This window comes from Paenibacillus sp. FSL M7-1046, from assembly GCF_038007405.1.
Classification (GTDB): domain Bacteria; phylum Bacillota; class Bacilli; order Paenibacillales; family Paenibacillaceae; genus Paenibacillus_AQ.
Window position 1 is genome coordinate 6,191,849 of record NZ_JBBOXB010000001.1, and the last position, 21,847, is coordinate 6,213,695.

Annotated in this window: 18 protein-coding genes and 2 pseudogenes; 3 read left to right on the forward strand and 17 right to left on the reverse strand. The window is 47.9% G+C overall.

Features of this window, described 5'->3' with window-relative positions; translation table 11 throughout:
- Positions 1-7 precede the first annotated feature (7 nt).
- The 10 genes from NYE29_RS27535 to NYE29_RS27580 form a co-directional block, all read right to left on the reverse strand.
- The gene (locus NYE29_RS27535) at positions 8-1,252 is read right to left on the reverse strand and encodes a molybdopterin molybdotransferase MoeA (RefSeq protein WP_340898334.1); all 1,245 of its coding nucleotides are present in this window, start codon (positions 1,250-1,252) and stop codon (positions 8-10) included.
- Positions 1,253-1,299: 47 nt separating this feature from the next.
- Positions 1,300-2,790, reverse strand: a complete 1,491-nt coding sequence (locus tag NYE29_RS27540; RefSeq protein WP_076111922.1) for an MFS transporter — start codon at positions 2,788-2,790, stop codon at positions 1,300-1,302.
- A 453-nt stretch (positions 2,791-3,243) separates the two neighbouring features.
- Entirely contained in the window at positions 3,244-3,771 is a 528-nt protein-coding gene (locus tag NYE29_RS27545) for a hemerythrin domain-containing protein (protein ID WP_340898336.1), read from the reverse strand.
- 24 nt (positions 3,772-3,795) lie between these two features.
- The gene (locus NYE29_RS27550) at positions 3,796-4,443 is read right to left on the reverse strand and encodes a response regulator (RefSeq protein WP_038591872.1); all 648 of its coding nucleotides are present in this window, start codon (positions 4,441-4,443) and stop codon (positions 3,796-3,798) included.
- Positions 4,444-4,450: 7 nt separating this feature from the next.
- On the reverse strand, positions 4,451-5,503 hold the full coding sequence (locus NYE29_RS27555) for a sensor histidine kinase (RefSeq protein ID WP_340898338.1): 1,053 nt from the start codon (positions 5,501-5,503) through the stop codon (positions 4,451-4,453).
- 11 nt (positions 5,504-5,514) lie between these two features.
- Positions 5,515-5,973 (reverse strand): GAF domain-containing protein, encoded by a 459-nt coding sequence (locus NYE29_RS27560; RefSeq protein WP_076111926.1) that lies wholly within the window; start codon positions 5,971-5,973, stop codon positions 5,515-5,517.
- A 48-nt stretch (positions 5,974-6,021) separates the two neighbouring features.
- Positions 6,022-6,708: a respiratory nitrate reductase subunit gamma gene (gene narI, locus NYE29_RS27565; protein WP_038591863.1), complete on the reverse strand. Its 687-nt coding sequence runs from the start codon at positions 6,706-6,708 to the stop codon at positions 6,022-6,024.
- Positions 6,705-7,271, reverse strand: coding sequence for a nitrate reductase molybdenum cofactor assembly chaperone (gene narJ, locus NYE29_RS27570; RefSeq protein WP_340898339.1), 567 nt, complete (start codon positions 7,269-7,271; stop codon positions 6,705-6,707). Before narJ ends, narI begins: the two co-directional genes overlap by 4 nt.
- Positions 7,264-8,835 (reverse strand): nitrate reductase subunit beta, encoded by a 1,572-nt coding sequence (narH, locus tag NYE29_RS27575; RefSeq protein ID WP_340898340.1) that lies wholly within the window; start codon positions 8,833-8,835, stop codon positions 7,264-7,266. Before narH ends, narJ begins: the two co-directional genes overlap by 8 nt.
- The gene (locus NYE29_RS27580; protein WP_340898341.1) at positions 8,825-12,499 is read right to left on the reverse strand and encodes a nitrate reductase subunit alpha; all 3,675 of its coding nucleotides are present in this window, start codon (positions 12,497-12,499) and stop codon (positions 8,825-8,827) included. Before NYE29_RS27580 ends, narH begins: the two co-directional genes overlap by 11 nt.
- 315 nt (positions 12,500-12,814) lie before the next feature.
- Here NYE29_RS27580 and NYE29_RS27585 point away from each other — a divergent pair, with 315 nt between their 5' ends.
- Complete coding sequence (locus NYE29_RS27585; protein ID WP_076111933.1) at positions 12,815-13,234, forward strand: hypothetical protein; 420 nt, start codon at positions 12,815-12,817, stop codon at positions 13,232-13,234.
- 16 nt (positions 13,235-13,250) lie between these two features.
- On the opposite strand, the pseudogene NYE29_RS27590 reads toward NYE29_RS27585, so the two are convergent.
- Positions 13,251-13,676, reverse strand: a pseudogene (locus NYE29_RS27590) (RrF2 family transcriptional regulator); the annotation flags it as partial.
- A 151-nt stretch (positions 13,677-13,827) separates the two neighbouring features.
- On the opposite strand from NYE29_RS27590, the gene hmpA reads away from it, so the two are divergent.
- Together hmpA and NYE29_RS27600 are read left to right on the forward strand one after the other, a co-directional pair.
- On the forward strand, positions 13,828-15,009 hold the full coding sequence (gene hmpA, locus NYE29_RS27595; protein WP_340899817.1) for an NO-inducible flavohemoprotein: 1,182 nt from the start codon (positions 13,828-13,830) through the stop codon (positions 15,007-15,009).
- Between the two features lie 100 nt (positions 15,010-15,109).
- Complete coding sequence (locus NYE29_RS27600; RefSeq protein WP_076111936.1) at positions 15,110-15,646, forward strand: flavin reductase family protein; 537 nt, start codon at positions 15,110-15,112, stop codon at positions 15,644-15,646.
- A gap of 87 nt (positions 15,647-15,733) precedes the next feature.
- On the opposite strand, the gene NYE29_RS27605 is transcribed toward NYE29_RS27600, so the two are convergent.
- The 6 genes and pseudogenes from NYE29_RS27605 to NYE29_RS27630 all read right to left on the reverse strand — a co-directional run bounded on the left by NYE29_RS27605 (position 15,734) and on the right by NYE29_RS27630 (position 21,802).
- Positions 15,734-16,114 carry a DUF488 domain-containing protein gene (locus NYE29_RS27605; protein WP_076111937.1) on the reverse strand — a complete coding sequence of 127 codons (381 nt, stop codon included), beginning with the start codon at positions 16,112-16,114 and terminating at the stop codon, positions 15,734-15,736.
- A gap of 189 nt (positions 16,115-16,303) precedes the next feature.
- A pseudogene (locus NYE29_RS27610) lies at positions 16,304-16,438 on the reverse strand (alpha-amylase family glycosyl hydrolase); the annotation flags it as partial.
- Between the two features lie 55 nt (positions 16,439-16,493).
- Positions 16,494-18,122 (reverse strand): glycoside hydrolase family 13 protein, encoded by a 1,629-nt coding sequence (locus NYE29_RS27615; protein ID WP_076111939.1) that lies wholly within the window; start codon positions 18,120-18,122, stop codon positions 16,494-16,496.
- Between the two features lie 62 nt (positions 18,123-18,184).
- On the reverse strand, positions 18,185-19,078 hold the full coding sequence (locus NYE29_RS27620) for a carbohydrate ABC transporter permease (protein ID WP_038591843.1): 894 nt from the start codon (positions 19,076-19,078) through the stop codon (positions 18,185-18,187).
- A 13-nt stretch (positions 19,079-19,091) separates the two neighbouring features.
- Positions 19,092-20,006: an ABC transporter permease gene (locus NYE29_RS27625; RefSeq protein ID WP_076111940.1), complete on the reverse strand. Its 915-nt coding sequence runs from the start codon at positions 20,004-20,006 to the stop codon at positions 19,092-19,094.
- A 59-nt stretch (positions 20,007-20,065) separates the two neighbouring features.
- Complete coding sequence (locus NYE29_RS27630) at positions 20,066-21,802, reverse strand: sugar ABC transporter substrate-binding protein (RefSeq protein ID WP_340898342.1); 1,737 nt, start codon at positions 21,800-21,802, stop codon at positions 20,066-20,068.
- Between the last annotated feature and the right edge of the window lie 45 nt (positions 21,803-21,847).

Below are 21,847 nucleotides of genomic sequence, written 5' to 3' on the forward strand. Positions count from 1 at the left end.
GATTAGCTTACAGAACCCATTCATCTGTTCCTTCTTCTACGCCTAATAACAATACCTCCACAGGATCACCTGCAGCGTAACCTCTTGTCCCGCCCGGCAGCACAATCAGCGAGTTTCCGCGTGCAATCGAAGAAACTGCATTCGATTTATTAAATCCGGCAGGACGCACCGATGTCCGGTCATGAACCGCGCGGATAAACCGGGTAAACGGATTAGCTATCGGGTAATCCTCTGCCAGCAGAGCGGTTGTCCGCGGCAGGTAGGTCTTGTCTGCACCCATCATTTTTAACAGCGCCGGTCTTACAAAGAGCTCGAAGCCCGTGAAGCACGCAGACGGATTGCCTGATAGTCCGAACAAGAAAGCTCCCTCCGAAACCGCCACCGTTGTCACACTGCCGGGACGCATCGCTACCTTATTGAAGAGCACATCCGCACCAATCTGCTCATAAATTTCCGGAAGGTAATCATAGTCTCCGACCGATACGCCCCCCGTTGTGATTAGACAGTCCGTTTCCACTAAAGCTTCCCGCACCGTCAGCAAACATTCTTCAAGTTGATCCGCTGCCGTATCGTACATTTTGTAGGGGATGCCCATCCGTGCGAGCTGCGCTGCAATCATCGGTCCGTTACTGTTGCGGATTTTGCCGGGTTCCAGCGGAGAATGAACGTCCAGCAGTTCTGTTCCCGTTGACAGTATGCCTACCACTGGCCGCCTTGCTACCTGAACTTGCCCATAACCGAATGTGGCTAGCAGCGCTACAGTTCCGGGGTGTATGAAGCTGCCGGCTGGCACAACCGTCTCTCCTGCTCTCATATCTTCACCCTGCAGTGACAGATTTTCCTGAGGGGCAAAAGCTTTCCGGATTGTAAAGGAGTGCTCTGTCACAATCGCTTGTTCAAACATCACAACCGCATCCGCACCAGATGGCAGTGCCGCCCCAGTCATAATACGGACGGCTTGGAAATCGCCTATCGTTACTTTGGATACGTCCCCCGCACCAATATGATCTATTACTTTGAATTTGATCCGACGGTCACGGGATGCACCAGCCGAATCCGCTGACCGAATTGCAAATCCATCGTAGGGGGAACGGTCGAAATGCGGAACATCATGGGTGGCCGCCAGCGGTTCCACCAGTATTCGCCCATAACTTTCGGCTAGCGGCACAGTTTCTGTGCCTGTGCGGCGTGCTCTTTCGACTACCCGGAACACGGCTTCTGCAACCGAAATCGGATTTCTATTGTTTTTCAACTTCATCTGCTCCTAACTTCATGCTGGACTGAACCCGGTTTATCCGGTTACTTCTGTGTGATATCGCTAAACGTGCCCACATAGCGGACATCTTCGCCTGTCTCGTCTTTGACAGCGCTGATATTTAGCCACTGCAAATATTCTTCACCATTTTTGCGTCGGTTCCAGATTTCGCCTTGCCACATCCCCTTCGCCCTGATTTCACTCCACATGCCGTTGTAGAAATCCTTGGATTGGCGGCCTGACTTCAGGATGCTGGGCTGTTTGCCGAGTACTTCTTCTTCGGTGAAGCCCGTGAGCTTCGTAAATGCCGGATTCACGGTTTTTATAAGTCCTGATACATCAGTTACCAGAATCCCCTGTCCGGTCGAGTTGAACACTTCAGAGGTAAGCGCAAGCCGATCCTGATAATACAGCCATACCACCAGCACCAGACTGGCTAGGGCCACCTGCGAGAGCAGCATGAATCCAATGGAATATTGACCTGTGACCGAATAAATCAACGACAGCATAATTGGCGGAAAAAAGCCGCCAAGACCACCCATCATTGACACAATCCCGTTGGCAATTCCTGCCTGCTTATTGAAGTACAAAGGCATCAATTTGAAAATAACACCGTTTCCGATTCCCGCACTTACCGCAATCGCAAGGCAGCCCGCTGTATACAGACCCATGGAAGGCATAAACGCAAGAATGATCGCTGCAACCGTATAGATACTGAATGTGCCAATCAGCAGGAACAAAGGCTGGAATTTGTCGCCGAGCCAGCCACCTACCGGCCGGAAAAAGGTAGCAACTGCAATGAAGCCGGCTGTACGCATGCCTGCATCCACCTTCTCCAGTCCAAAATTGGAGACCAGGAAGTTCGGCAAATAAATCGTGAACGCTACAAAAGACCCGAAGGTAATAAAGTAGAACAGCGAGAACAGCCAGAGCTTCTCATTTTTGGCAACACCTTTGATTTGCTCGATGATTGGTGTTTTCATCTTGGGTTCGTGCCGGTCCCCGAAAAAGAAATTCAACGCAATAAAGATAAGTAAAAGGATTAAGTACATCTTCACTGTCGGTGACCAGCCGATTTGTGCGGCTACGAACGGGGCCGAGAAGGTTGTGACGGCAGTTCCGATATTGCCTATTCCGTAAACCCCGTTTACCAAACCATGTTTTTCTTTAGGAAAATACTTAGGCAGTGAAGTAACCCCTACTGAGAATACAGCCCCGCCGACTCCAAGAAAAGTTCCTCCAATAATTAAATGAGTCATTGTAGAAGCTTCACTAATAAAGTAGACCGGAAACAAGAGCAGAATAAAGCTGGTCATAAAGATAATCCGTGCTCCTAAAATATTTGCATAATAGCCAAGTGGAATTCTTAGAATCGAACCCAGGACAACCGGAATTGCGGTGACCATCGCCAATTTTCCGGGTGGAATGCTGATGTCTTCGGAAATAAAAGGCATCAGGGAGGAAATAATAACCCATACCATAAATCCGAGAATCAAGTTTAATGTTTGTAGCGGCAACTGCATTTTTTTAATCATTCAACTCACCTTTTCGCCATTTATTCTCCTGATTGTCTATCTAGATACGTATTTCCTGATCTCATTGTATCCGCCGATCCCCCTGTTCAGATATAGGGGAGAACCCTTTCCCTGACAGGGTAAACCCTGAAAATAGGCTGGAACGGCTTCGCCCTGTATGAAGACACTGGAATCACCTTCTTAAGTTCTATATAACTTGAACTGAAAAGTTTAGAGTAAAGGTTCAGTCGCAACTGCGGAGAATATTTGGACTTCCGGCCGCTGTTGTCGTAAGAATTTCTTGATTATGACCGCTGTTTGCGGTTGAAATCCGAAGACAAAGGCGGTCGCTATCGCTCCTACAGTTCCAAAATCCCCCTCCGTCACTCCGCTCCCTTTCCTCAAGTTTCAAGTTCAATCTATATAGCTACAAAGCATAAAAAAGCCGCTTCAAGAAGAAGCAGCTCCTGTGTTTCAGGTGATGAGCGTATTTAGTTTCTGGCTTAACCGCTCTTTGTCCAAGGTATTCATCTGATTTTCGGCCATCGAGAATATGACAGCCTCTTCTTTCACAAAGTGCACAGTCAATACTTCAAAAGCTTCACCGGCGTATTTCACAGCATCACGGAGCTCTTCAAGTGACAACAGATCTATCCCGCCACCCGTGTGATGCAGGAAATGGCCGATATATCCGTCAATTTCGCTGTGTTCCTCCTGGATACCAACAAGCGGCCCTTGCTCAAAACCGATATAAGTGCCCAGCAGCGGAAAAAAGTGTGTTTCTTCCTTCGCCGTATGCTTCTTCAGCGGACCAGTAAAATCGAGGACCCCTTTACGCAGCTCTTGAAGCCGTGTCCTGCCTTCTTCCACACTTATCGTTTCCTGTTCGAACCAAAGCACGATGGCATGCCATTCTTCCATAAGAAAAGACAGATAACGGTGTTCGTTCTCAAGAATGCGTATGGCGGGTGTTGTAAACTGCAATTCTGCAAAATCCGGCACGCAAGCATAACCTCCATTCACCGGTTAGAAATCCAGCATTTTTTTCCTTAATGCATATTCAACCAGCTCAGGCCGGCTTTTAAGATTTAATTTCTCCATGATTTTAGCTTTGTGGGCTTCAACTGTTTTGACGGAGATGAACAGCTTCTCAGCAATTTCCTTGTTGCCGTATCCCTTGGCGATGAGCGGTAGAATCTCAAGTTCCCGTTTCGACAACAGTTCGAACAGGTCTTCTGTGCTGACGGTCTTATCCTTTTTGATGAACTCACGGACTAAAGAAGTCGCCATCTTGGGATGGATGTAGGTGCCGCCTTCATAAATGGTCCGAATGGCCAGCAATAGCTCCTCGTCCGGTGCGCTTTTGAGGACATATCCGGAAGCTCCGTTCTTGAGTACATGGAATAAGTATTCCTCATCATCATGCATCGTCAGAATCAGGATTTTGGTATCCGGGTAATCCTCTTTAATCTTGCCTGTCGCAATCAGTCCGCTTTCTCCCGGCGGCATGCTCAGATCCATAATCAGAATATCCGGCCGGAATTTGGCTACCATGGCATAAGCTTCTCTTCCGTCTGCCGCCGCTCCGATCACTTCAATATCATCCTGAAAATTCAGGATCATGGAGAATCCGCTGCGTACTATCGCATGGTCGTCTGCAATGACGATCTTCATCAGAATCTCATCCCTTCCCTTGAGCAAATCCTACAGGAACCTGTAAAAGGATTCTTGTACCTCTGCCAATACCTGAATCTACATTGAAAGTACCGCCTACCAATTCCGCCCGTTCCTGCATGCCAAAGAGGCCAAGTCCGGTTCCGCTAGGTTCGTCCCCCAATTTGAAGCCGGTCCCTTCATCTTCGACCAGGAGCCGCAGGACATCGTCTTTCTCTGTAAGAGAAACTTTGACCGTGTCTACTTGGGCATACTTTAGCGCGTTCAAAACGGCTTCCTGGCAAACCCGGTACATGACGGTCTCGATTTCACTCTCATAGCGCTTCTCTGAAAGCTGAGATTTATATTCTATTACAAGGCCATAGCTTTGTTCCATCCGTTTGAAGTGGGACCGGAATGCAGCTTCCAATCCGAAATCATCGAGTGCCGCAGGTCTAAGCTCTACTGAGAGGTTGCGGATATCATTCAGCAGCCGGGTCATTGATACCTCAGTCTGCTTGACTTTCCTCAGCAGCTGCTCGTCAGATGTCATATACTTGAGCACGCGAAGATCAATGACTGCGCTCATCAACTCCTGGGCAACACTGTCATGCAGCTCGCGGGATATCCGTTTGCGTTCATTCTCCTGCGCTTCTATCACATGTTTCATCATTTTGTTCTGATAAAACTTCTCTTGCGTTTTGAACTGTCTAGTTAAATCCCTCAGCATAAATACCCGGATGCCTTGCTCGTAATCAATGGTATGAAACGTAGCGGCATAAGGAACAATCCCTTTGTCTTTGGTTTCCAGGTAAACTTGATAGGATGTAAAATCCTCGGAGTCCGGTGTATTGAAATAACAGTTAAGGCAGGTGCGCAGTTCCGTTTCACTGGTATACCCCCGGCAAGTTCCACAAAGAGCCTGGGGATTTCCCTGATAAAGCTGCTTCAAGATATCCTTGTCTACGATATTCTCTGCAGCCGGATTCATTGCCAGGGCTTTCCCTTCCCGGTCAAAAAAGAACATGGCCTCCATGCTGTTCTCAAACAGCTTCGTCATTAACAGATTCGGCAGATCCATTCCGGGTACCCTCAACTCAGCAACAATTCCTTCCCGTTCAAATCTCCAATACCTTTACGCGCAACTGTCTCCAAGGCGTGCAGCATTTCTTCGGTTACCTGCTCTTCTCCCCTGAATCCTCCAAGCAGTACACCTGCGACGCGGGCATCGTTCCATATGGGTACAGCGCCAATGCTGTTCAAATTCTCCATCTTGGTAATGGGATAGTTAAACAATGTATCAGGCTGCACATGTTTCTGTACTGAAGAGAGTGAAAACGGTTTTCCGGTCTTGAACACGATTCCCGCAATTCCTCTTCCCGATTGCAGCACAATCCGTTTGAAACGGTCATTCGTATTACCGGAGGCGTATTTCCATCGGATCACATAGTCATATTCTGCTGGTTCAGCAAGGGCCATTGACATGAAATCATAACCTAAAGCCTTGCGGATCTGATCTAGCTCCTTTTGGTAATTCACCGTATTTGTCATCGTTCTCTCTCCTATTGAACAGGGAAAGAAGTTTTCGCTTGCTTTCCTTTAATTCGATTTATTTCTTCTGTATAGAATATAACTTCTGCCTACATAATTCAATGGAACACTCCATACATGGACTAAGCGGGTGAACGGCCAAAAGGCAAAGATGGCAAAGCCGGACAGGATGTGCAGCTTGAAGGAAAACGGCACACTTTCCATAAGTGACGGGTCCGGTCTGAACATGAAGAGGCCCCGGAACCAGACGGAAATCGTCTCACGGTAATCAAACTCGGGCTGTACGGCATTGGTTACGATTGTGGAGTACATTCCCATAAAGACGATAAAGAGCAGCAGTGAATTGACAATCAAATCGGAGGCACTGCTGAGCCGGCGGACATTCTTGATCGTAAAGCGGCGGGAGGTCAGAATGATCATCCCCAGCAACGTGGCTACTCCGAAAAATCCGCCAATATACACCGCGCCTATGTGGTAAAGATGTTCATTGACACCGATTGCCTCCATCCATGACTTCGGTATGGCGAGACCCCCGACATGGCCAAAAATGACCGGAATAATCCCAAGATGGAATAAGATACTCCCATATTTCAACTGTTTCTTTTCAATGAATTCGCTGGATTTCGCCGTCCAGTTAAACTGATCCTTGCGGTAGCGGAAGATATGTCCGCCGATAAAGACCACCATACAAATGTAAGGGAAAATAACCCATAGAAACTGAGCAAACATATTCATTGACTGGGGGCCTCCTGTCGGGCACAAGCTTTAAATGTTTCACGCAATCCCTTCACCAGGTGGAAATAGGGACTTTTATTCTTATCAAGCGCCTTGAGCAGATGATAGGTGCCATCCTCAAGAATCGCAATCAGCATCCCAAAATTCTCAGGCGCTGACGGATCTTCAAGCCATTCTGCAGCATACAGAAACTCACACATCAGCGGAAGATAATCGGGCAGCTCACCTTCCGGCATTTGCAGCCCGAACATTTCGTATAATAGCTTCAGTTTGGCCAGCATCTGTCCGCGTTCTTTGGCATCTTCAAATTTAAAATAGGTCATGTACAGGGCGCAGTCTTTCTGGAAATCAAAAGTGGCCGCATAACTCTCCTGAATCTCTTCCAGGCTGAAGTTTTGCATCAGTAACCAGTAGGTATGCACATGGGTGTAACCCGGGTGGCCGCTGCTGAACGCCTCTTCCAGAAAAGCCGGATGAAAATCCAGCTTCTCCGGGTACATAAGCTGCAGGGCGAAATATCCGAAGGATTGCTTGAAATCGTACAATTTGATCAGATCAATCACGCCAAATCCCTCCGTAGAAGTTCTCTTCATACATTTCCTTGCCGTTCTTCATCGTGGTTCCTGCAGCACTGGCCGGGCCGCAGCCGTCACAGCCGGAGCCGGAGCCCATATCTCCCATGCTATTGCCATAGCCGGTCGAACCTTGGGCACGATAAGGGTTCATATGCTGTTCTCTATGGGAAGTCGGAATCACAAAGCGGTCTTCATATTTGGCGATGGCGAGCAGCCGGTACATCTGTTCCGTCTGATGCGCAGTCATGCCTACACGTTCCAGACGGCTTAGGTCGAATTCCTGACCTGTGGATTTGGCGCGCATATATGAGCGCATCATTGCCATCCGCTGCAAGGCTTCTTTGACCGTCTGCGTGTCACCTGCAGTCAGCATGTTGGCCAAATACTGGATCGGAGTGCGCATTTCTTCGATAGCCGGGAAGATCTGATCCGGATTCTTAAGCGAATCTTTTCCTTCAAAATAATTCATGATCGGGCTAAGCGGCGGCACATACCAAACCATTGGCAGCGTCCGGTATTCCGGATGAAGCGGGAATGCCAGCTTGTGCTCGATAGCAAGCTTGTAGACCGGGGAGTTCTGGGCTGCCTCCAGCCAGTCTTCCGAAATGCCGTCTTTTCTTGCCTGGGCGATCACTTCCGAATCATGCGGATTCATAAACAGATCGCATTGTGCTTTGTACAGGTCCTTCTCGTCCGGTGTCGAAGCGGCATCAAGGACTTTGTCGGCGTCATACAGCAGAACGCCCAAATAACGAATCCGGCCGGTACAAGTCTCGGAGCAGACCGTCGGCAAGCCTGCTTCCACACGCGGGAAGCAGAAGGTACATTTCTCCGCCTTGTTGGTCTGCCAGTTGAAGTACACCTTCTTATACGGGCAGCCCGTCATGCAGTATCTCCAGCCGCGGCAGGCTTCCTGGTCGACGAGTACAATTCCGTCTTCATCCCGTTTGTACATCGCACCGGAAGGACAGGACGCAACACAACTCGGATTAAGGCAGTGTTCACATAGGCGGGGCAGATAGATCATAAAGGATTTTTCGAAGTTGAATTTGATCTCTTCCTCAATTTTCTGGATGTTCGGATCCAGCGGTCCGGTTACATGCGCTCCCGCGAGATCATCTTCCCAGTTCGGTCCCCATTCCAGATCCATCTTCTCACCTGTTACCGCCGAATGTGCCCGTGCGACCGGGGAATGTTTTTGTTCACCTGCATTCGTCAAATGTTCGTAATTGTAAGTCCACGGCTCATAGTAATCCTTCATTTCCGGCATGTCTGGATTGTAGAAGATTTTGCCGAGAGCGATCTTGGACAGTTTGTTGCCTGACTTCAGCTCCAGCTTTCCTTTACGCAGCTTCCAGCCGCCTTTATAGAGCTCCTGGTCTTCCCAACGTTTCGGATAACCGATCCCCGGCTTCGTTTCAACGTTGTTGAACCACATATATTCCGCGCCTTTACGGTTAGTCCAGGTTGTTTTGCAGGTGACACTGCATGTGTGGCAGCCGATGCATTTATCCAGATTCATTACCATTGCTACTTGCGCTTTAATTTTCAAGCCAGTTAACCTCCTTCATTTTGCGTACGGCTACGTAGACATCCCGCTGGTTGCCGATTGGACCATAGTAGTTGAAACCGTAGCTGAGCTGTGCGTATCCGCCCACCATTTGAGTAGGCTTCAAATGAATTCGTGTAGGAGCATTGTGGCTTCCGCCGCGAGTATCCGTGATCTGAGAGCCTGGTACTTGAATATGCTTGTCCTGGGCGTGGTACATAAACATGGTGCCTCTCGGCATCCGGTGGCTGACGACCGCGCGTGCGGTTACGACACCGTTGCGGTTGTAGACTTCCAGCCAGTCATTATCGGAAATCTGATGCGCTTCGGCATCCTCATTGTTGATCCATACGGTTGGACCCCCGCGGAACAAGGTCAGCATGTGCTGGTTATCCTGGTAGGTAGAGTGGATGTTCCACTTGCCATGCGGTGTTAAATACCGTAGAACAAGCGAATCCTGTCCGCCTTTCACTGCCTTGTCACGCGGTCCAAAGACCATCGGCGGCAAGGTGGGCTTATAGACTGGCAGCGATTCTCCAAACTGCAGGAAGATCTCATGGTCAATATAGAAATGCTGTCTTCCGGTCAAGGTACGGAAAGGAACAAGACGTTCGATATTGGTTGTGAACGGCGAATACCGGCGGCCCTGCTTGTTCGAGCCGCTGAATACCGGTGTGGGAATGACTTCCCTCGGCTGAGCGGTAATACTTTGGAACGTAATCTTCTCTGCTGCCCGGTCAGCCGAGATATCTCTGAGCTCAACGCCCGAATCTTTCTCCGCTTGCGCGTAAGCCTTCTGGGATACACGGCCATTGGTAGCCGATGACAGATGAAGGATCGTATCTGCCGCCTGGCGGGCAGTTTGAAGTTTTGGCAGTCCGTTTTTGATTGAATCGTCGAAATGAACCCCGCTTATCTGCTTTAATTCCTCGTATTCTTCGGCAACAGAGAAGCTGATGCCATGTGCCCCTGCTTTGCCGGTTGCGAGGTTGGGTCCGAGCGAGATGTATTTATCATGTATTTGGGTATAGTCCCGTTCAACAATGCTTAGGTTTGGCATTGTTTTACCCGGGATCGCTTCAATCTCGCCTTTGGCCCAGTCTTTGACAAGACCCATAGGCTGTGAAATCTCGCTTACCGAGTCATGGCCGAGAGGTGTTGAGACAAGGTCTTTGTAGACGCCAGGCAGATGTGATTTCGCCATTTCGGAGAAAACCTCCGCAAGCTGGCGGTAAATATCCCAGTCCGAACGCGATTCCCAGAGCGGGTTCACAGCCGGATTGAACGGGTGAACAAAGGGATGCATGTCTGTTGATGACAGATCTGTTTTCTCATACCAGGTGGCCGCAGGCAAAACAATGTCCGCATACAGCGGCGTTGTGGTCATCCGGAAATCCAGGGCAACCATCAGATCCAGCTTGCCTTCCACATCTTCCCGCCAGATGATTTCCTCCGGCTTCTGCTCTTCATTCGGCTCGGCGAGCAGCCCGTCGGAAGCTCCCAGCAAATGCTTCATGAAATACTCCTGCCCTTTCGCAGAGCTTGAGATCAGGTTCGAGCGCCAGATAAACAGTGAACGCGGGAAGTTCTCGGGAGCGCCTGGATCTTCCACCGCAAAGCGGGTTTTGCGCGATTTGATTTCTTCCAGAGTGTGGCTAATTATTTCGGCATTGGACTTCTTGCCTTGCTGCGCAGCTTCTTCCGCAAACAAAAGACTGTTCTTATTGAACTGCGGAAAGGACGGCAGCCAGCCGAGACGTGCAGCCAGCACGTTATAGTCAGCCGGATGCTGATAGGCTACCTCTCCGCCAGTCGGCGATTTCAGCGAATCCGTGCCGCTCTCCTCATAACGCCATTGCTCAGTTGCAAAGTAGAAAAACGATGTAGCATTTTGCTGTCGGGACGCACCCTGCCAGTCTTTGGCAAAGGCAATAGTTGACCATCCTTCAATCGGGCGGCATTTCTCTTGACCGACATAATGCGCCCAGCCCCCGCCATTGACACCTTGTGAAGCGGTGAGCATCACCAGATTCAAGATGGAACGGTAGATGGTGTCACTGTTGAACCAGTGATTAATCCCAGCCCCCATGATAATCATTGAGCGTCCACCCGTATCAATCGCGTTCTGGGCAAATTCACGGGCGATTTGAACGACAACACTTGATTTCACACTCGTAATTTTCTCCTGCCAGGCAGGCGTATAAAGTGAGGATTCATCCGTGTAGTCCTTGGCGTTCAGCGGGCTGGCTGTACGAGCGATGCCGTATTGGCTCATCATCAAATCATACACAGTGGCAACAACCCGTTCTGTACCGTCTGCCAGCTGGATTGTTTTGACCGGGATCATCCGTCTGAACGTACCGTTACCGGCATTGTCAAAGTAAGGGAATACAATTTCTGCCCACTGCTCTCCATGACCTTCAATACTTAGTGCCGGCTCCACTTTGCTTCCATCTTCACGTTCAAGGATCAGGTTCCATTGCTTGCCTTCTTCCCAGCGCTGGCCCATGGTCCCATTGGGAACGATGAACTCACTGGCCGACTCGTCAAAGATGACCGGTTTCCAGTCTGAATGCTGCGATGTCTCACCGAGGTCGCTCGCCCGGAGAAAACGTCCGCCTTTCAAGGCATCTTCATGCGTGTCCAGCAAAATCAGAAAAGGCATGTCTGTGTATTGCTTGGCATAATTCAGGAACATCGGTTCCTGGCGCTCATTGTAGAACTCATTCAGAATTACATGCGTCATGGCCTGGGCAAGCGCGGCATCCGTACCGGGATTCGGCGCCAGCCAGTTGTCGGCGAATTTGACGTTTTCCGCGAGATCCGGTGCCACCGATACTACCTTGGTTCCCTTATATCGCACTTCCGTCATGAAATGTGCATCCGGTGTCCGGGTAAGCGGCACATTGGACCCCCACATCATTAAATAGCCCGCGTTGTACCAGTCGGAGGATTCCGGCACATCCGTCTGTTCGCCCCAAATTTGCGGAGATGCCGGAGGAAGATCGGCGTACCAGTCATAGAAGCTCAGCATTTGACCGCCCAGGAGCGAGATGAAGCGTGCACCCGAAGCGTAGCTGACCATCGACATGGCCGGAATAGGTGTGAAGCCGGCAATCCGGTCGGGACCGTATTTTCTAATGGTATAAATCAGTTGTGCTGAAATCAGGTGGAGTACATCGTTCCATCCCACTCGGATATGGCCGCCTTTGCCGCGGGCCTTCTTATAAAGGCCAGCCTTTGCTGGATCTTCTACAATGCTGGCCCACGCGTCGACGTAATTGTCATGCTCGGACAGTGCCGTTTGCCACAGACGCCACAGCTTCCCTCTAACATAGGGATACTTCACGCGAAGAGGACTGTATTCGTACCACGAAAATGTAGCTCCACGGGGACAGCCGCGCGGTTCAAATTCCGGCATATCCGGCCCGCAGGAAGGATAATCAATCTGCTGGTTCTCCCAGGTAATAATTCCGTTCTTCACAAATACCTTCCAGCTGCAGGAACCTGTACAATTGACTCCGTGAGTGGTGCGGACTACTTTATCATGAGACCAGCGCTGACGGTACATATTCTCCCAATCCCGGTTTTTCTCCTCAAGAATGGACCAGTTCCCGGAATAGCTTTCAATTGGCTTGAAAAAGTTGAGACCATATTTTTTCTTCATCGATTACGAACACTCCTTTGCAGAATGAAGGACAGGGTTGCGTAAAAATATACATTCATTCAATTAATCTCATTATGGATCCCCCTGGCGATACTTCCCATTAGGGAATCGCCTATTGAGCCGCGGGAATTCCCTTGATCTGAATAAAAAGCAAAAAAAGCCTTCCTCGTTGAGAGAAAAGCTGTGCGGTACTAGATAATTAAGGATATTGGCTCCTATTAGGGAGTTCCCTGTTTGTGATCCGGGGAATTCCTTAGCGGGAATTCCACTGCTTTCTGGTGTGCTATACTGAAAAAAAACGAGAGGATGAGCCACATGACAGGTCCTTCATTGCGCCAGTTGCACGCCCATCATGCCATTCATCAAGGCGGGCTGTCCGGTGCTATAGCTAAAACTGAAGAAGTGGAAGAGCTTCTGGAAGCAAAAGAATACGAGGTGGCGCGCCAAGCAGCCGATCATTTGATTGAGTACTGGGAGACGCGAATCATTAGTCACGCCGATGCGGAAGAAGACGGATTCTATCAGGAAGTAGCCGATAAGAATCCTCACTTGCAAGACGCAGTTAAGCAGCTGACACGTGATCATGAACTGCTGCGAATTATAGTAAAAGATGTGAAAGCAATGCTTGCTGAAGACGGACTCATTCCTGAGGTGATTCATCAGTTCCATGCCCTGTTGGTTGTGAACTCCATTCATAGCCGGGATGAGGAACGGCTGTTGTTAGCGGAGGCGTGACCTTCTCCTGCTGTTGAAGAATAGCACGCAAGTCATCTTTGTTGATTAATAAATCCTGCAGCGTATATTCATTTAGCACCTGCAGATAGGCTTGAAGTGCTCTGGCAAGTGCTCCTTTAAGTCCACAAACCGGGGAGATCGGACAGCTGCCGCCTGAAGGATTGAAGCACTCGACAAGATAGAAGTCGTCTTCCATCCGGCGTACGACCTCCCCAATGTTTATCTCTTCAGGTGTCCGGGCAAGCCGTATACCTCCCCCCCGCCCTCTTACAGTTTCAATATATCCCGCCTTTCCTAATTCGTGTGAGACCTTCATCAAATGATTTTTGGAGATATGATAAGCGTTCGATATATCTTGTATGGTTGAAAGCTCACTTCGCTGCTTTGATCCAAGATAGAGGAGGATTCGCAAAGAATAATCTGTATACAAAGTAAGTCTCATATTTCCCTCCATTTGTAGGTATAGTAAGTGATATTTATTACAAATAATATCATATATATTGTCCATTTTGTTAAAGTGGTATTTTAAATATATCTTTTAACTTAAAATGAGTATATATTAAATTTGTAACAATTGAGAGGAGCTGATCGTTATTTTATCACAGGAAACCCGGGATATTGTCAAATCCACAGCACCCGTATTAGCCGAACATGGTACAACCATTACATCAGTGTTTTACCGGAATTTGTTCGAAGCCCATCCAGAACTTCTTAATGTATTTAACCATGCCAACCAGGCGCAAGGCCGCCAGCAGGCTGCACTTGCCAATGCGGTGTACGCAGCAGCCGTCCACATTGACAACCTTGAGAATATCCTGCCTGCGGTTGTCCAGATTGCACACAAGCATGTCAGTCTTGGCATTAAACCGGAGCATTACCCGATTGTCGGCGAATTTTTACTGAAAGCCATCAAGGAAGTGCTGGGTGATGCCGCCACCGATGAAATTCTCAAAGCATGGGAAGAAGCCTACGGCGTCATCGCAGGTGCTTTTATCGGCGTTGAAGACAGCATGTATAAAGAAGCGCGTGAACAGGAAAATGGCTGGAACTTCTTCAAACCGTTTACTGTTGCGCACAAAGTACAAGAAAGCACCAACATTACCTCGTTCTACCTCAAACCGGCAGACGGTTCCAATGTACCGGATTATAAGCCAGGACAGTATATCTCTGTGCGTGTCTTAATACCTGGCGAGAAGTACACCATGATCCGCCAATACAGCCTTTCGCAAGCGCCAAAAGCGGATGAATTCCGCATTTCCGTGAAACGCGAAGCCGATAATGATCCGAATGGCGTCGTCTCGCTTTATCTTCATGAGCAGGTTGCAGAAGGAGATACCGTCGAAGTAAGCGCTCCGGCGGGTGAGTTTTTACTGGATGCCACCAAAACAACGCCTGTGGCCTTTATCTCTGGTGGTGTAGGCATCACGCCGATGATAAGCATGTTCGAAACCGTTGCGGCAACAACGCCGGACCGGCCGACTGTATTCCTGCATTCTGCGCGGAATGAAGCACTGGCCGCTTTCCGTAAAGATGTCGAGAAACATGCATCTGCGATGAGCAATGTTAAGACCAAAACCTTCTATTCCGGTGGTCCGGATGGCGTAATTACAGGTGAAGTCCTAAAGACATATGTGGACATTACAGGTGATGCCTATGTTTGCGGTCCGGTACCTTTTATGGAAGCGATGATTCGTGAACTGCATGCCCTCGGAATGAAAGAAGAACAAATTCATTATGAATTTTTCGGCCCCGCCCTGCAATTGGACAACAACTAGGCATGTGAGTGAGATCACTCAGGCTCTTTACCCTCTGCGATATGCTTTCTGTAATGGAACTGCCACTCAGTGGTAAGTTAGAATTCAGGAGGATTGCATGATGGATAAAGTAGCTGTGAATTATGAGAAAATGTATTACGGATTTCCGGTCATTCTAGTGAGCTTCTACGATGTCAACGGACTTCCGAACGTGACCACAATCTCTTCCTCGTACACGCTGAAGGATATGGTGGTCCTTGGCTTCAGCAGTAAGGGATATGCCATCAATCAAATCAAAGAAGTGCATGATTTTGTAATTAATGTGCCGGATCGTTCTATGATGGACGCAATCAGCTATTGCGGAGCGAATTCCGGCCATGAGCTGAGCAAATTTGACAACTTAAATTTAACGCATGTTAAATCGCAATCAGTCAATGCTCCTATAATCCGGGAATGCCCAATCGCCATTGAATGCACGTTGACAGATGTAATCGAACGAGACCAGTTCAAGGGCATTACCAATATACTGGCTCAGATCAAGGGCAGATACGTTGCACAGGATTACCTGAACGATGAAGGTGGTTTACAGTCCTCGGAATTCGATAATGTTCTCTATATCGGGGACGGCCGGAAAAAGAGCTTCAGATATTTACAGTAGGCCGCTCCATTGTTCATGGACAATAGAAATGAATACACATAGGCCGCTTCCCGGATCTTAGTCGATCCAGGAGCGGCCTGTACTTTTTTATCGGGAAATAAGCCATTCAAGCAGGACGTTCGCATGATTGTGAACGGGATCTTTTGCTCCATAGACCAAAGTAACCTCTTGTTCCAGCACCAGTTCATCAAGCTTCGCGGCAAGTCTGCCACGCTCCGGGTCTTCCTCCAGCTCCTTGATATAGCTGCTTGCGAATCCCGCAAACCGCCCTGGCTCATGGCCGAACCATTTCCGCAGCTCTGGGCTGGGGGCAATCTCCTTCATCCATTCGTCAATTGCAGCTTCTTGTTTGGAAATGCCACGGGGCCACAGCCTGTCTACCAGTATCCGGTACCCATCCTCTGGCTCAGCTTCCTCATAAATCCGCTTCAGCCTGAGATGATTATTTTGTTTTTTATGCAGCACCATGATTAACGTTCCTCCTTTCTTATGCTCATGGCTGTTGCTTCTATATCTCTGTTTTGTTTGTCATATTATAAACAATCAAGGCTTATTAAGGATATAAATAAAAGCTTCGATTTGTGGTGCTAGATTCCGGAATTGACCTTTTCACCTAACATATTGAGCTTGCCGGAGGTTAGCCTTGAGCATCGCCAAGAGCATCGGTTGTTTTTTGGAGAACAGATGGAGATAGCACTGTCCGGAAACTTCATCATATTCCCAAGCAGAACCGCCAAAGACGCTCTCCCAGTTATTCGGTTCGTCTCCGTTCTTCCCATCTCTCCAGATGTACTAATCTCAGAATCCTACTTTCTTAAGGACTAAACTTTATTTAACGTATTATGCCCTAATCATGGCTAAGGTACATTCTTGCTTCGTATGGACGCAATTCGCTTTCCGTCATATCACCTGTATAATTGCATATCAACAGCTGATTCGTCTGTGCCAATTGTCCCTGAAGCGGGAGTTCGGTCGTATATCCTTTGAAATTGCATACGACAAAAATTTTGGTACCATTCAATGTTCGGGTATATGCAAACACGTCTTGATTCTCTGGAAAGATCAGCTCATATTCACCATATACGATTACTTCATGATCTTTCCTTAATTGAATTAACTTCCGGTAATAATGGAATATGGATTCGGGGTTATTCAAACTTTGTTCGGCATGGATGTGCTTATAATTCGGATTCACCTTAATCCATGGTTCCCCTCGTGTAAAACCAGCGTTATCGGAAGTATCCCATTGCATAGGTGTTCGTGCGTTATCGCGTCCTTTGGCGTAGATCGACTCCATAACGTTGCGTTCAGGATAACCTTTCCCCATTCTTTCCTTATAAAAATTGAGCAATTCTATATCCCGATAATCTTCAATAGCATATTGAACATTCGTCATGCCCAATTCTTCACCCTGATAAATGTAAGGCGTACCTTGCATGCCATGAAGAAGGGTGGCCAACATTTTAGCTGATTCGATCCTGAATTCTCCATCATTTCCCCAACGTGAAACGATTCGAGGCAAGTCGTGGTTATTCCAGAACAAACTGTTCCAGGCGTCACCCTTGAGCTCCGTCTGCCATTTGGACAGCACTTTTTTTAATGACATAACATCTAAAGGCTTTAGATCCCACTTTCCTTTGCCTTCTTGTTCATCCAAACCGATGTGTTCAAATTGAAATACCATTGAAAACTCACTGCCGTCCGGGTTGCTGTACAGTTTGGCGATTTCCGGAGTGGCGCCCCATGTTTCTCCAACGGTTAGCAGGTCTTCCGCTTTTTGAAACGTCGCTTTGCTCAGTTCCCTGATATATTTATGCAGATTAGGCCCGTTTCCCGTAATCTTCAAATCCGGTTCTTTACCGATTAAGTCGATCACATCAAGTCGAAAACCACCAACACCCTTGTCGATCCACCAATAGATCATGTTGTATATCTCCTGCCGGACTTTGGGGTTTTCCCAGTTAAGATCCGGCTGTTTCACAGAAAATAGATGTAAATAATATTGCCCGATCTCAGGCACCCATTCCCAGGCTGAGCCACCGAAAGTGGACCCCAAGTCGTTCGGAGGCGTTCCTTCAACGCCATCTCTCCAGACGTAGTAGTCATGGTACGGATTGTCTTTGCTTTTTTTGGCTTCTTGAAACCAAGGGTGTTCATCCGATGTATGGTTCAACACCAAATCCATAATGATCCGAATGTCTCGTTTCCCGGCTTCATGAATTAACGTTTCCATATCTTCCAAAGACCCAAACATCGGATCGATATCCTGATAATCTGAAATATCATACCCATAATCATCTTGAGGGGACTTGCAAACGGGTGATAACCAAATCGCACCGATGCCGAGTTCCTGCAAATAATCCAATCGGGACACAATGCCCTCCAAGTCGCCGATTCCATCTCCGTTACTATCTTGAAAGCTCCGTGGATATATTTGATATACAACGGTTTCTTTCCACCATTTTTTATTTTTCATGTTCCATTCAACCTCTCTTTCACACGAAACGTGGTTTATTTTCATCAACTCACAGCATCTAGTTATTCTTTGACGGATCCTACGACAATGCCAGTCACAAAGTATTTTTGCAGCAGCGGATAAATCAGCAATAGCGGGATGACAGCGACTACGATTTTGGCCGCATTCAGGTTCTTTTTCGAAATTTCAGTTAGGTTGCTGAGCTCACTGGAATTCGTGCCGGCTTGAAGCAAATCGGCAATATTCACGTTAAGGGACTGAATATAGGTCATTAGCGGATAATTGCTGACTTTGGTCATATAGATCAAACCGCTGAAGAAGTCATTCCATGTACCCACGATACTGAATAGAGCGACTGTTGCCAGCGCAGGAATGGACACAGGAACATACACTTTGAACAAGACCTGGAGCGGATTCGCCCCATCGATGAACGCTGCTTCTTCAAGCGCTTTAGGTACAGCGGAGAAGAAGTTCATCACGAGGATGACACTGAATATCGGGACAGCGCCTGGCAGAACAAGTGCCCAAATCGTATTCAACATATCCAGGTTTTTGATCAGCAGGTAACTCGGAATCATGCCTCCACTGAACAACATGGCAAAAATCATAATATTCATATAAATGTTTCTGCCTTTAAAATCCCTTTTCGATTTGGATAACGGATAAGCCATCAAAATAATCAGAGTCATGTTAAGCACAAGGGTAAGCGCGACACGTAGAACAGATATGCCAAAGGAACGCCAGAACTGTGGATCATCAATAATTTTGGTATACGCTGCAGTTGTAAAATTGACCGGAACGAGACCTACAGCATTCGCTGATACCGCCTCGCTGCTACTGAATGAAATGGCAACGATATTCCATAACGGAAGAAGGCAGGCCAATGCCAGCATGATGACAATGGCATAGATGACAAACCGGCCAATTCGATCTTTTAAGTTTGCAGAATAGGACACAGGTTTTGCCTCCTTAGAATATTTTTCGGTCCGTATATTTTTTGGCCAACTGGTTGGCAGACAAGAGTAAAACAATGCCGATCACGGACTTGAACAAGCCAACAGCCGTACCGAAGCTATACTGTCGCCCAACGAGACCGATCCGGTAGACATAGGTATCCAGAATATCGCCCGACTCATAGACAACCGGGTTATACAGATTATAGATTTGATCGAAACCGGCGCTCAAAATATTGGTCAGGCTCATTACACCCATGAGCAGAATAATAGGGAGCATGCCCGGCAACGTAATATGCCATATTTTTCTCCACCAACTGGCTCCATCCATTCCTGCCGCTTCATACAGACCGGGATCAATCGACGTAATAGCAGCCAAATAGACGATGGAACTGTAACCAAACTCCTTCCACACGTCTGTTCCGATAATCAGTGGCTGGAACCAGGTGTTGCTGCCAAGGAAATTAATATTTTCCAAGCCAAAGAACGCCAACATTTGATTCACAATTCCGTCCAAACTGAACATGTTGACAACGACGGATGCCAGTACAACCCAAGACAGAAAGTGTGGCAGATAAACAATCGTCTGCACGGATTTTTTTACGTATTTAATACGAATTTCATTTAACAAAACGGAAAAAATGATGGCCATCATCGTTCCGAGCAGAATCTTGCCAATAGCAATCACCAACGTATTGCTGACGACCTGCGCGATATCCGGCAGCTTAAACATATAAATAAAATGCTTCAGCCCTACAAATTCGGAGCCGAACATGCCCTTGGCGGGTATATAGTCCTGAAAAGCCGTAATGATGCCGACCATTGGAACATAGCTGAATACAAGCAAAAACAAAATGCCTGGCAGCATCATCATATGGTACATGGCACCTGCGCCAAGCCGGCCCCTTGCTTTCAAATTCCCCTGTTTCATGATGAACCCCTTTCTTGAAGAAAGGCTGCGTATCGCAGCCCTGCCACTGTTCATGGTGTTTATTGTTTTGATGCGACCTCGTCTTCAATTTCCTGAATGATTTGATCACCACCTTGTTTCTTCCAATTGCTGACGAATGTATCGAAGTAATCGAGCGGTTCTGAACCGGTCACTATTTTGATAAACGATTCCTGCTCCAACTTCGTCAGATTGGCCCACGTCTGTTTCATGCTTGATGTAGTTCCAGAGAAAGTAGGTGTCATCCAGACGAATTTGTTTTCCTTTGTCAGTTTGTCGATCAGTCCAACTCCGTTGATCCGCGAATGATATTTCGACCAAGCAGTCGCGTCATCCGTATCCATGTCGCTTAAATAGGTTTTGATGCTTCCGATATTGTTCTTCGATTCGGTTGTACGAACCTCACCCAGGCCAATCTCTCCTTTAATCCCACGAACGACGTCAGAGTAATCATCCAGCAGCGATGTAGCAGAGTTGACTTCGATATTAAAAGGTCTCGTAGAACCGTCTACCCCGGTCTCTTGATACTTGGCAGCTTCCGGCATGGTTGCTGCAGCATCTTTATCATTAGCCAGTTTATCGTAGAACAGGTTTACAATCTTAACGGCCAGCTCAGGGTGTTCATATCCTTTTCTCACCACGATAAACTGATTGGATGGATTGGCATGTGCCACGTTGACATTGCCGTCTGCATCCTCCAACGTATACGCCGAAAATTTTGCATTTTTATCCATCTGCTTCACGCTGATCAGTCCCCAGTCAGGGATATGCCACGGTCCAAAAGCGATACCGCTTTGGCCATTGGTGTAGAGTGCAGTAATGTCATCAAACGTGCGGGTCCCAAATTGCAGGTCAATGATGCCATCCTTGAACCAATCCGCCATGATGCCCAGCATTTGCTTGGTTTCTTCTGTCGTGGAACCATACACGATTTTGCCCTCTTCACCATTCATCCAATATTGCGGGAACGCTCCCTCGGTTGAGGCAACACCCAGCATGGTATAAGCAGAGCCATTATAATCTGTTGTATTCAGCGTGTTCACAAATGGAATACCTACCGGGTTCCCGGATTGGCCAGGATCTCTTTTCAGGAATTCCAGCGCTGTCTTCTCCACTTCATCCAGCGAGATGGTCCCGTCTCCGTCTACATCAAGTTGAATTCCCAGCAGATCCAGCCAATCTTGACGGACCCAAACCATCGTTGGTGCGGAATCCAGGGAAGTCGCCGGAAGGCCCATCAAACGTCCATCGATCGTCGCATTGTCTAATGCACGGCCATCATAGGAATCGTACATCTGCTTGATGTTATCCGTAGCATATTGATCATAAATGGCTGTCAGATCCTCAATCAGATCATTATCCACCAGTTCTTTAAGTTCATCTTTGGAATCGACGCGCATCATGTCAGGCAATTCCCCGGAGGCGATGGCGAGCGAAACTTGCCGGCTATAATCTTCACCATTGGCTTCAAATTGATCTGTAATCTGAGCGTTAAACGTGTCTTTGACCAGCCGAGTATACGCGTTGTTCTCATAGGTATCTCCAGCCGGCAGTTTCGGGTTGGCTGTGGTCACCCGTCCCATAGTTACGGTGATTTCGTCTTTATAGGCACTGAACGGATCTCCCGGCGTTACCTCATATTTGCCTGCTTCCTCTGCTGTAGGAGGATTGGAAGAGTCTCCACATGCCGCGAGGGTTGCAACCATCAAGGCAGACATGGACAGCACGGCCAGACACTTCGTCAAACTTTTGCTTTTCATGGACCATTTTGTTTTCATCTAGTTCGATTCCCCTTTATTCTGATTATCAATTTTGTTTACGCT